Annotated in this window: 13 protein-coding genes; 11 read left to right on the top strand and 2 right to left on the bottom strand. The window is 41.9% G+C overall.

Features of this window, described 5'->3' with window-relative positions; translation table 11 throughout:
• The first annotated feature begins 107 nt into the window (after positions 1–107).
• The gene (tsaD, locus tag MusilaSJ_RS13935) at positions 108–1,109 is read left to right on the top strand and encodes a tRNA (adenosine(37)-N6)-threonylcarbamoyltransferase complex transferase subunit TsaD (RefSeq protein WP_274985577.1); all 1,002 of its coding nucleotides are present in this window, start codon (positions 108–110) and stop codon (positions 1,107–1,109) included.
• Between the two features lie 121 nt (positions 1,110–1,230).
• Positions 1,231–1,416, top strand: a complete 186-nt coding sequence (locus MusilaSJ_RS13930; protein ID WP_091176516.1) for a hypothetical protein — start codon at positions 1,231–1,233, stop codon at positions 1,414–1,416.
• 17 nt (positions 1,417–1,433) lie between these two features.
• On the opposite strand, the gene MusilaSJ_RS13925 is transcribed toward MusilaSJ_RS13930, so the two are convergent.
• Positions 1,434–1,760 carry an MmcQ/YjbR family DNA-binding protein gene (locus MusilaSJ_RS13925; protein ID WP_274985576.1) on the bottom strand — a complete coding sequence of 109 codons (327 nt, stop codon included), beginning with the start codon at positions 1,758–1,760 and terminating at the stop codon, positions 1,434–1,436.
• Positions 1,761–1,864: 104 nt separating this feature from the next.
• Between MusilaSJ_RS13925 and MusilaSJ_RS13920 the strand changes: the two genes are divergently transcribed.
• The 6 genes from MusilaSJ_RS13920 (at position 1,865) to MusilaSJ_RS13895 (ending at position 5,353) form a co-directional block, all read left to right on the top strand.
• Entirely contained in the window at positions 1,865–2,479 is a 615-nt protein-coding gene (locus MusilaSJ_RS13920) for a class I SAM-dependent methyltransferase (protein WP_274985575.1), read from the top strand.
• Positions 2,480–2,654: 175 nt separating this feature from the next.
• Positions 2,655–3,218: an adenylyl-sulfate kinase gene (locus MusilaSJ_RS13915; protein WP_274985574.1), complete on the top strand. Its 564-nt coding sequence runs from the start codon at positions 2,655–2,657 to the stop codon at positions 3,216–3,218.
• 7 nt (positions 3,219–3,225) lie between these two features.
• The gene (locus tag MusilaSJ_RS13910; RefSeq protein ID WP_274985573.1) at positions 3,226–4,104 is read left to right on the top strand and encodes a sulfotransferase; all 879 of its coding nucleotides are present in this window, start codon (positions 3,226–3,228) and stop codon (positions 4,102–4,104) included.
• A 173-nt stretch (positions 4,105–4,277) separates the two neighbouring features.
• Positions 4,278–4,493: a hypothetical protein gene (locus MusilaSJ_RS13905; protein ID WP_274985572.1), complete on the top strand. Its 216-nt coding sequence runs from the start codon at positions 4,278–4,280 to the stop codon at positions 4,491–4,493.
• A complete protein-coding gene (locus MusilaSJ_RS13900; RefSeq protein WP_274985571.1) occupies positions 4,483–4,809 on the top strand; it encodes a type II toxin-antitoxin system RelE/ParE family toxin in 327 nt (108 codons plus the stop codon). The genes MusilaSJ_RS13905 and MusilaSJ_RS13900 overlap by 11 nt, the downstream gene beginning before the upstream one ends.
• Positions 4,810–4,921: 112 nt before the next feature.
• The gene (locus MusilaSJ_RS13895; protein ID WP_274985570.1) at positions 4,922–5,353 is read left to right on the top strand and encodes a cupin domain-containing protein; all 432 of its coding nucleotides are present in this window, start codon (positions 4,922–4,924) and stop codon (positions 5,351–5,353) included.
• Positions 5,354–5,368: 15 nt separating this feature from the next.
• Here the strand turns inward: MusilaSJ_RS13895 and MusilaSJ_RS13890 are convergent, their stop codons facing one another.
• A complete protein-coding gene (locus tag MusilaSJ_RS13890) occupies positions 5,369–5,809 on the bottom strand; it encodes a UPF0158 family protein (protein ID WP_274985569.1) in 441 nt (146 codons plus the stop codon).
• An 88-nt stretch (positions 5,810–5,897) separates the two neighbouring features.
• Between MusilaSJ_RS13890 and MusilaSJ_RS13885 the strand changes: the two genes are divergently transcribed.
• The 3 genes from MusilaSJ_RS13885 (at position 5,898) to MusilaSJ_RS13875 (ending at position 11,476) form a co-directional block, all read left to right on the top strand.
• The gene (locus tag MusilaSJ_RS13885; RefSeq protein ID WP_274985568.1) at positions 5,898–7,634 is read left to right on the top strand and encodes an SWIM zinc finger family protein; all 1,737 of its coding nucleotides are present in this window, start codon (positions 5,898–5,900) and stop codon (positions 7,632–7,634) included.
• Between the two features lie 188 nt (positions 7,635–7,822).
• On the top strand, positions 7,823–10,261 hold the full coding sequence (locus MusilaSJ_RS13880) for a TonB-dependent receptor (RefSeq protein WP_274985567.1): 2,439 nt from the start codon (positions 7,823–7,825) through the stop codon (positions 10,259–10,261).
• A gap of 255 nt (positions 10,262–10,516) precedes the next feature.
• Complete coding sequence (locus MusilaSJ_RS13875) at positions 10,517–11,476, top strand: zinc-dependent alcohol dehydrogenase family protein (protein ID WP_274985566.1); 960 nt, start codon at positions 10,517–10,519, stop codon at positions 11,474–11,476.
• The last annotated feature ends 43 nt before the right edge of the window (positions 11,477–11,519 follow it).

The following is an 11,519-nucleotide window of genomic DNA, read 5'->3' as shown; positions in this document are numbered from 1 at the left end:
TTAGCGAATTCATTACTATTCCTCTACAATTTTGCAGAAAGATGGTTTGCCGCTAAATGATAAATCACTAATTCGCTAATTCAATAACTCAATAATTAATTAAACACGTGCCCGTAATTTTAGGAATCGAATCATCATGTGATGAAACCTCAGCTTCGGTTTGTGTTGATGGCGTGATCATGAGCAATGTTATTGCCAATCAAACCATACACGAGGCCTATGGAGGCGTGGTCCCGGAGTTAGCCTCAAGGGTTCATCAGCAAAATATTGTTCCGGCTGTTCAGCAGGCATTATTAAACGCAAAAGTAAGCAAAAATGATATTGATGCGGTAGCTTTTACACGCGGTCCCGGACTTTTAGGTTCTCTTTTAGTGGGGGTATCATTTGCCAAAGCTTTTGCCTTAGCAAAAGGCATCCCGCTTATTGATATCAACCATATGCAAGCCCATATCCTGGCGCATTTTATAGGCGATAAAAATCCGTCGTTCCCTTTCCTTTGCCTTACCGTATCGGGCGGTCATACGCAAATTGTGCTGGTGAAGGATTATTTTGATATGGAGATCATAGGGCAAACCCTTGATGACGCCGCCGGCGAAGCCATGGATAAAACCAGTAAAATTTTAGGCTTGCCTTATCCCGGCGGACCGCTCATTGATAAGTACGCACGCCAGGGGAACCCCGACGCATACAAGTTCCCCGAACCGCAGATCCCGGGGTATGATTTTAGCTTTAGCGGCCTGAAAACCTCCATTCTGTATTTTATCCGCGATAACGTAGCTCAAAAACCTGATTTTATCAACCAGAACATGGCCGATATTTGTGCATCTGTAGAAAAACGGATCGCTACGATCTTGCTTAACAAACTGCAAAAAGCAGCGCAGGCATACGGCATAAAAGATATAGCTTTGGCGGGTGGCGTATCAGCAAATACGGGTTTAAGGTTAGGCCTGCAGGCCATGGCCGAAAAAAACGGGTGGAACAGCTTTATCCCTAAAATGGAATACTGTACTGATAACGCCGCCATGATTGCCATAGCCGGGTATCACAAATACCTTAAAGGCGAGTTTATAGGACAGGACGTTGCCCCGATGGCGCGGATGGCCTTTTAAGCAATTATTGATTTAGTGAGTTAGCGAATTATTGAATTTTAAATTCTGATGCGCTGGCTCAACAAAACAATATATACAGGCTAAATCACTAATTCACTAACTCAATAATTCACTAATTAAAATGAACGCATCAGGATATATTTTTTACATTGTTTTTGTTATCCCGCTAATAGCAGCGATGGTTTGGCTTATGCGCCAGGATAAGAAAAAAGGGAAGATCGGGCTTGTAGTACTGGCGGTTTTAGTAGTAGGGGTGTTGATTTACGTTTATCTTAACCGCGACGCTTTGAATGGCGTACGGCCGTAAGCTTAAAGCGCAGCGGGCTAACCATTTGCTATCATCTTTTCATATTCCCTGATCAGCTTTTTGGTGGCCCTTGCAAGGTACGCTGTTATTAACAGTTGCTTCAGGTCGCCAGGTGATACGGTTTCGAGGCTCACCAGCATGTATTTGTAATTTTGATAATGCGGGGTAATGAAAAAGGTATGCGGATCAAGCGCTATCCATTTTTCGCGCTCGGTGGTGTAAATGGCCAGTTGCTCATCCTTTTCATGTATGTTGGCGAAGATCTTATCGTTAACATAAAATGCAGGATGCTCAAAGTGCATTTTATGGGTAACACCCGGCAGCGGCAACAAGGTGCTTTTCATAAACTGAAAAAAAATATGCATATCGGTAGCCATACTTAAAGTTAATAAGTTTTCTTCATGGCATCCAATAAAACAGTAATTTCGGGTGCAAAACAGCATTGGCCATGAACAGCAATAACCTCCGGAAATTATACGGCAATATCGATATCTATTTGTTCGATCAGTTATTGAAAGGACGCTTTGATGATTGCCGCACCATACTTGACGCAGGCTGCGGCAACGGGCGAAACATAGCTTATTTTTTGCAAAACGGCTTCAAGGTTTATGGCATTGATCAAAGCGAGCATGCTGTTGAACTGGCCAAACGGCTATCTGCCGATCTGTGCCCTGATCATTCACCCGATAATTTTAAGCGAGCTACTGTTGAGGACCTGCCTTTTGATGATGGGCAGTTTGACCTGGTAGTTTGCAGTGCCGTGCTGCATTTTGCTAATGATGCCGAACATTTTGACAATATGGTACGCTCACTATGGCGCGTACTGAAACCAGGAGGTTATTTCTTTGCAAGGCTTGCATCTGATATCGGCATCGAAACATTGGTACAGCCTTTGGGTAATTACCGTTACCTGCTGCCCGACGGGTCCGAACGGTTTTTGGTAAATGAAGAGATCCTGCTTGAATATACCCGTGAGCTGGGCGCACAGCTTTATGAACCTATAAAAACCACCAACGTGCAAAACCTGCGCTGTATGACAACCTGGTGCATGCAGAAGCAGTAATCATAATTAATTGCTGAAGTTTTCTCTCCGTCTACATCATTTTGCTGTTCATCGATACAATATCGCTATGTATCGATACAGTAAGTGTTAATAACAATTTCGCCCGAAATATTTGCGTTAAGCTTTCAATAACGGTTTACACAGCAATTATTATTAACGCTTAACACACCACCTTATGATTATTCTGCTTTGCGGGTTATCCGGATCGGGTAAAACAACCCTTGCTCAAAATGTTAAAATGAGGTTATCTGATGCTGATATCCCTGTTGAAATTATTGATGCTGATGTATACCGTCAAAAGCTGTTCCCAAACCTGGGTTACACCAGGGAAGACCGTTTTGAAAATATCCGCAGGCTCGGTTTTATTGCCGGCAAATTATCAGGGCATGGCGTGGTGACTATTATCAGCGCTATAAACCCCTACGACGTGATCCGCCGTGAACTGATAGCGACTTACCCTGATGTGAAGCTGATCCATATTGATTGCCCGGTTAAAACGCTGTTGCAAAGGGATACCAAAGGGCTTTACAAGCGCGCGTTATTGCCCGAAGGCCATCCGGACAAGGTAACTAATCTAAGCGGTGTTAATGACCCTTTCCAAATCCCGTCGTCGCCTGATCTGTATATCAATACACATATTACCAGGCAGATTGAAGCTACCGAAATGTTGGCAGGTTTTATTCTTGACAACTATCCGCAGGTGCAAATTAAGCAACTACAGCCAGCCGGCCGTTATTAACCAAGCTATGATCAATACAACAGTTAAATTCACGCCCCGGCAAACGTTAATTATTGCAGGGATGCACCGTTCGGGTACATCGCTTATAACCAACTGGTTAAACCGCTGCGGCCTGCAAATCGGCGAGCGCTTATGCGGCAGCGGTACAGGCAATGTTGATGGCCACTTTGAAGATCTGGAGTTTTTGAAGCTGCATGAAGAGATCCTTGATCGTAACAGTTTGGAAGTATCGGGGCTAACCGATACCCGTGATATTGAGGTGCCGCTTTACCAGCTTGAAAAGATGAAAGCCGTAATTGGTATTAAGCAGCAGCTTTATGAGCAATGGGCCTGGAAAGATCCGCGTACCTGCCTTTTTTTGGATACTTATGCAAAGCTGTTGCCGGGCGCCAGGTACCTGGTGGTTTTGCGTAATTACCAATCGGTGGTTAGCTCATTGCTCAGGCGCGATTTTGTATCCGTTGATCAAAAGTATATGGCCCGCAAATATATTCAGCGCCAGGTATGGACTCATTTCAGACGGCCACGCAGGTTGAAAGCATTTTACCATGACCATGCCGAAAGCTATTTAAAAGTATGGATCAATTACAATGAAGCAATATTGAAAATGCTTAAAAAGCTGCAGCCCGATGATTACCTGGTAATTAACTATTCGCAGTTGCTTGAAAACGACAGCGAAGTTTTTTCGTTTTTAACCGGCAAATGGAAGTTTGCGCTCAATTATTTCGATTTTAAGGACGTGTATAAGCAGGAGCTGATGAACAAAGCAGAAGATATCAGCGATTTTATTACCGATAAAACATTACTGATAAAAGCAACCTACCTGCTTAAACGTTTGGGCAGCTATATGCGGGGCAGCGAAAGCTTTCCGGGGAAGGAGGAGTAGTTTATTAGTTGCACAAAACGTATGCTTGATATTGATCTAATATAGTAAGAGAATTATGCAGTATCGTCCGGAGTTCTGGTTTAAACCGGGTGTGTAAGAGCCGCTAATACAGTAATCGTAAAGCGTTCATTTCTTAATTTTAAAATAGTATTTTTGTAGTAAAAATAATAGAAATGAAATTGTTGATTGACATTGCAGACGATAAGGCCGCCGGCTTTATGGAGATGATTAAATCTTATGCAAAGGTTAAGGCAACACCTATTTCTACACCTGATGCAGAAATTCTTGACGAAATTAAAAGGATAAAAGAAGCATTTAACGATGTAGAAAGAATTAAAGCGGGTAAGCTTAAAACTCGTCCTGTTGAAGATTTGTTAAATGAGTTATAAAATCTTAACTATTGCTCCTTTCGATAAGCAATTTAAGCGCCTCGTAAAAAAATATCCTTCATTAAAGAAAGAGCTGATTGACTTAATAACTTCACTAAAAACTGAACCCACGAACGGCTTTGCCCTTGGCAATGAATGTTATAAAATAAGATTAGCTATTGCTTCCAAAGGGAAAGGAAAATCAGGGGGAGCAAGGGTCATCACCTATGTTGCAATAACTGACAAAGAAATATTCCTCTTATCTATTTATGATAAATCTGAACAAGAAGATATTGGCGACAAAGAATTGATCAGGTTGCTGGAATTAGTTAAATAAATTTTCTCCGCTCTATCTTCATTTTTAATTTACCCCTCTATCCTGCGTTTGTTACAAACATTAAAAGGGCATATTAACCCGTTTTAATATATTTGTGTATAACCTTAAATTCATGAGCAGCAGGATTAAAGCAATTTTAGGCAGCAGCATAATGCTGTTGATAACCGGATTATTGGCATTTACCCTTATAAAGCCACAGGATGGCGGCTACATTCCGGAGCATGAAAACGACTTGCGAAAAGAAGAGCCCGGCTCACATAACGGAGGGGGCAATACTACAGCTTTCTCTTATTTTGGTAATGATAAAAGTGTAAAATTTGCTTTCCGTAAAAGGATCCTGCATCCCGGGTCATCTATAGGGTACCACCTTCAGAAAAAGCAGGAGATCTACTATATCCTGTCGGGCAACGGCATATTAACAATGAACGGCAAAGAGATTTCTATGAAAACCGGTGATGCTGTGCTTACCAAACCAGGCAGCAGCCACGGATTAAAGCCTGCCGGTAATGAGGACCTGGCGGTACTGATCACTTATGAGAATTAAAGTAGCCAGGCTCTCTTACATATCTGACTCAAAATCATTTTCCAGCGCTATCAGGGTTTTTACGTAGGTAATATAGCTTTCGTTTTTATACTCAAACCATTGCTGCCTCAGTTCGGGATATTCATGCAGTAAATTGTTGAAATTTCTGAATGACCCCTTGTGTGAAAGTGCGTCTCTAAACCTGGTATATGTAAATGAGTCTTCAATTGTACCTGCAAAGTCTTCCATTACCCTGAACGCTTCGGAACTGGGCATCGGCTCAAACGCTATATAGTCATCCGGGTTTGCGTCTATTTTTTCGGTAACTTCAGTCCACATGTCTTCCATCCCAGAGTATTCTAAATTTTCCGGGTAAGATTCAAGCTCACCTGTGGTTTTATGATAAAAACAAAGCATGCCGGTATCAAGCCAGCCTGCAATTTCTTTTATTATTTCGGGTTTTATTTCTATTGCCATATCTTAATCTTAATTTTCGAAATAGGGTATAAAAGTAAAATAAGCTATAACTTATATAAAGGTAAGGATCAAAATAATTAATCGTAAGGTGCAAATAATTTATAACGAAGAAAAGCTCACGTTAAAAAACTTTGAAAGGTGGATTAATCCAGCAATACTCCAAAGAGGGAAAAAGTACTATAAGGATGGTGCTGTTTTAAGCATTGAAGAAGATGAGGGAGATTGGACTGCCGAAGTAGAAGGCTCTGATTGTTATCAGGTAACGATAACAATATTGGCAGGTGAAGAGATTGGCGATTATTACTGCGATTGCCCTTATGATGGGGATACCTGTAAGCATATTGCCGCCGTACTTTTTACCATTCGCGACGAATTTAAAGAAGTTGTCAATATTCCTGAAAACGAAAAGAAGAAAAATCAGTTTGATGCGTTGCTGTCAAAAATTAGTGCAGATGAATACCGTACTTTCGTAAAGCACTTTGCAGGTAAAAACAAAGATTTCAAAATCGCATTTGAAGTGTTTTTTGCCGACAAAGATGACAGGTTAAACGTAGGCGAAAAATACACAGAGCTTATTCAAAAGTTATTTAAGAAACACGCACCCCATGGGTTTATTGAATATCGTTCGGCAACAGGTTTTGCCAGGGAAATAGACAAATTTATTGGCGATGCCAATAGCTTTATCAAAAAAGGGAATTATAAAGACGCTTTCTCCATCGCATCGGTTTTATTGAAGGAAGTGTTATGGATCTCGCTTTCAGCCGATGACTCAAGCGGAGACATAGGCGGAATCATTTTTGATGTGGTTGAACTGATAGATGATATAGTTGCCGATGAAGATGCTGCCGTTGACATCAAGGAAGCTATCTTCAAATTTATTACAGATGAACTCCATAACGAGCGATATTTTGATGGCGATATTGGTTATAACTTATTTGAAACTTTTGAAATCCTTGCAGGCAATCTCGGGAAAAGCACAGAATTTTTAGACTTTATAGATACCAAACTCCGGAAGCCAGGGGGTGGTTATACCCGAAATTTCTTCCTCGAAAAAAAAATCGCTTTTCTTGAAAATGCAGGCAGGGCCGAAGAGGTAGTGGAATTAATTAATGAAAACCTGCATATTAAAACAATAAGGCAGGACCAGGTGGATAAAGCGATTAGTGCCCGGAATTTTGAAACTGCAAAAATGTTGATAGCTGGTGGTATTCAAATCGCGGAAAAGGAAAATTTGAGAGGTACCCTCAGAGATTGGGAAGAACAGTTATTACGTATTGCAGAGATTGAAAATGATATTTTAACGATAAGGAGATTTTGTAAGCAATTTGCTTTTGGTAACATGTTCAATAAGCAATACTACAACCAATGGAAAAATACATTTAGTGCCGATGAGTGGGGCGATATAATTGAAAAAGAGATTGAAAAAAAGATCAAAGAGGCTATAAACTATCAGAAAAAAAATAAATGGAGGTCGTTAAATAGTGAGCTATTAAGTAACCTGGCACCATTTTATATTGAGGAGAATTATCCTGACCGGCTTTTTGCGTTAGTTAAAAACGAACCCGGCCTTGACTGCATATTACAATATCACAAGTATTTATGCCCGCACTATCCGACAGAATTAATAGAGATTTATCTCCCTGCGCTGGATGCCTATGCTGATCGTGTCAATGAAAGGAGTGGGTACTCGGCATTAGTCAGCAAAATAGAAATGATCCTGACAGATATCCCGGCGGGTAAGGATCAAATTATGGACCTTGTGAAGCAACTCAAAATTAGATATGCCCGCCGCCCGGCGATGATTGATGAACTACGTAAGTTGTAAGCTTCATCAAGATACCTATTCGTGATAGCATAGGTGGCTTATCGTTAGCTGATATTTTATATTTTAAACCCTTATTTGTAATTAATCTAAATAAATATAACTTTGCGCCCGGCCTGGGCTTAGCGCGGTTGCCAAAACTTCGTGGCCCGGATTAACGCTGATCCTTTAATTAATTTATTTAGTAAAACATGCATTTTACACTTACCCCTATTCTTGCTTCCGGCAAGCCTGCCATAACAAATGTTTCTTCAACTCTTAAAGTAATATTCAAAATAGCTTTTAGCTTTATACTGGCGATACTGTTTTTAAACTATAACGCAGCTGCGCAAACCGGCACAGGAACTATAAAGGGTACTGTGAAAACTGCCGATGGTAAGGCTGCTGAGTATGTCAATATTGTTTTAACCAATACTAAGTTTGGTGCTACTGCCGGGCAAAGCGGTCATTTTACTATTAAAAATGTTCCGGCTGGTATATACACCATTGTTGCAAGTTTTATCGGCCTGCAAACTCAAACCAAAGAGGTTACTGTTAGTGCAGGCGAAACCACCACAGTAAGTTTTGTTTTAACCGAAGGAGCAAAAGACCTGCAGGAGGTTTATGTTAAAAGTGCCAGGCACAACAAATTCCTAAAAAAGGAAACTGAAGATGTTGCCCGTTTGCCACTAAAAAACCTGGAAAACCCGCAGGTATACAGTGTGGTTACCAGCGAGCTGATGAAAGAGCAGATCGTGACCAGCTATGCAGATGGTTTTAAAAATATCCCGGGTACAGGTGTGCCATTAGTATATAATAACGGGCGTACCACCTTGCTATCAAGAGGTTTTGTTACCGGCAACTTTATCCGTAACAGCGTGGCGGGGTATAATTTTAATAGTATCGACCCTGCCGATATTGAAAAGATAGAAGCTATAAAAGGCCCTACAGGTACGCTGTTCAACAGCAGCCTGGCTTCATTCGGTGGTTTGTTTAACCGTGTTACCAAACAACCTAATGAAACGCCGCGTACCGAAATTGCTTACCAAACAGGGAGCTTCGATCTCAATCGCCTTACAGCTGATGTTAACATGCCTTTAAATAAGGATAATACGGTGCTGTTCCGCGTGAACGCGGCATTGCACAATGAGCATAGTTTCCAGGACGCGGGTTTTAATCGTGGTTTTTTTGTCGCTCCCAGCATAACCTACATCGTTAATGATCGTTTATCGGTTGATGTTGACGCTGAAATAGGCAACTCGAACGCCACTTCGGCCTACAGGCTTGCCCCGGATATCAAAGGAAAGACCTATAATGTTAAAGATCTGGGCATCGACTATAAACGTTCTTTCGGTAACAATAGCATTGATTACCTGAGCAGGCAAATTGATCTTTATTCATTGATCAATTACAAAATTTCGGATCACTGGAAATCTCAAACCATGTTCAATAAAACCTTTTCAACTACCAAGGGCATGGTTACGGCATTTACGCTTGTTGATAGTTCCAAGCAGATAAAACGGCAGGTTACCCAGGAAGATTATCCTTACTATATCACCAACGTACAGCAAAACTTTATAGGCGATTTTAAAATCGGTCAGTTCCGTAACCGCATTGTTGCAGGTTTAGAGTATTATAATCAAAAAAGCAATAATACCAATGTTACCGTAAGCACCCCGGCAATCAGTTACCTTGATCCGGGAGCAGCTTATAATAGTTTTACGGCAGATAAAGTTTCGGCACTTGTGGCCGCTGCCGCTCCCAAGCCTGGCGATTATGTTCAAAACAACCAAAGCTCTTACGCTGCCTATGTATCAGATGTGTTTAATATTACCGAACGCCTGAACGCCATGGCCAGCATCCGTATCGACAGGTTTGTTAACAAAGGCGCTTACACACCCGCCGATGGCAAAACCACCGGCAATTTCAGCCAAACGGCATGGTCGCCCAAATTTGGTTTGGTTTACCAGATACTTAAAGACCAGGTATCATTATTTGGTAATTATATGAATGGTTTTAATAATGTAAGCGCCACCAGTTTTGATAACACACCCTTTAAACCGCAATATGCCAACCAGTGGGAAGCCGGTGTAAAGGTTGATGCCTGGGATCACAAGATCAGCTCGACTATCAGTTACTACGATATTTCGGTAACCAACACTACTATGGATGATCCTGCCCATCCCGGCTTTTCAACTCAGGCGGGTACTCAACTTAGCAAAGGTATCGAGGCTGAATTGATTGCTAATCCTTTTAACGGTTTCAACATTGTAGCTGGCTTTGCTTACAACAATAGCAAAATAACTAATGCTGCTCCGGGTACGGGCTTGCAGGGTTTACGTCCTGCCAACTCAGGTCCGGCAAGGTTGGCCAACCTATGGATGAGCTATCGCATTACCCACGGTAAAGTTCAGGGTTTAGGTCTTGGCGTGGGTGGCAACTACGGAAGCGATTCATACCAAACCAATACCGCTACGTTTAAATTCACTATACCCTCATATACCACGGTTGATGCTACTGTGTTTTATGATCAGCCTAAATACCGCATAGGCTTTAAGCTGGATAACCTGACCAACGAAAAATATTGGTCGTTCCGTCTGGCGCCGCAAAATCCAACTCGTGGTACATTAAGCATGAGCATTAAGTTTTAAAAGGGCATAAACAATAACAATAAAGGCTTTCTCAATAAGGTGAAAGCCTTTATTGTTGTTAGCAACTGGCAGATAAAAATCTGATGAGCCACATCCAAACCGTAGCCGCAGTATATCCGGCTGGTATACTTTTAATAGATATCATCAGTTAAATTGCGTAGAGCAGGGTTGTTATTATCTCCGCTCTGCCTCCCAATCACCTGTATTGGAAACCACCCTGCTAAAACTTTCATAGCCGAAATTTGTATTTCAACTATGAAAGCATTGGTTTTTGAGCAAGCAGGCAATGCCGCTGATGTGATACAACTGAAACATTTAGCCTACCCTAAGCCGGCTTCCGGCCAGTTGCTCATCAGGGTGAAGGCCTGCCCTGTACACCCGGCCGACCTGCTTTTTATTGCCGGAAAATACCGCTATCAGCCGGTGCTGCCCCAAATAGCAGGACTGGAAGGAGCCGGCTATGTTGAAGAAGCCGGGCATGACAGTCTTATTCCCAAAGGAAGCCTGGTAGCTTTTAGCAAAATTGGGGCGTGGGCACAATATGTGGTAGTCGATGAGCAGGACGTAGTATTATTGCCCGATACCTTCCCGTTAGCAAAAGCCGCGCAATTATTACTCAATTCGTACACCGCATATGGTTTAATACAAGAAGCACAAGTAAAAAGCGGCGACTGGCTGCTGCTTACCGCGGGCCATTCCACAGTATCGCGTATAGTAATACAACTTGCCGCCGAAAAAGGTATTTGTGTTATAGCCACAGTACGCGATGAGGCGCAAAAGCAAGAGTTATTAGCTTTAAAAGCCGAGGAAGTAATAGTTCCTGAATCCGGTAAACTTAAACAGGTTATTGATAAAATTACCAAAGGCAAAGGCATCAAAGCAGCGCTTGACGCGGTAGGTGGGGAGCTGGCTACTGAAATAATATCCTCGTTATCACCCGGAGGGCATCTGATTGTTTATGGCTTGCTTAATCCACGGCCGGCTGCCTACCTCAACGCCGAAGTCGTTTTTAAAAACCTGGTTATTAAAGGTTTTGGTGTGAGGGGATACGTGGCAGGGCTTTCGCTCGAAGAAAAAACACAGATGATCAGTCATTTGGTACATTCCATTGGCAGGACCGAATTTCAGCTTGCGGCATCAGCAGTTTTCCCTACCGAACAATTTAAAGATGCCTTCGCTTATGATAAAGGGGGGAAGGTTTTATTAGCGTTTTAGCTATAAAATAGTTGTATTAAATAGTTAAACAAATCGTAAATTT

Origin of the sequence: Mucilaginibacter sp. SJ, assembly GCF_028993635.1 — a bacterium.
In the GTDB taxonomy this organism is placed as follows: domain Bacteria; phylum Bacteroidota; class Bacteroidia; order Sphingobacteriales; family Sphingobacteriaceae; genus Mucilaginibacter.
The sequence above is the reverse complement of the archived record's forward strand: the minus strand, read 5'-3'. Positions and strand labels throughout refer to the sequence as shown.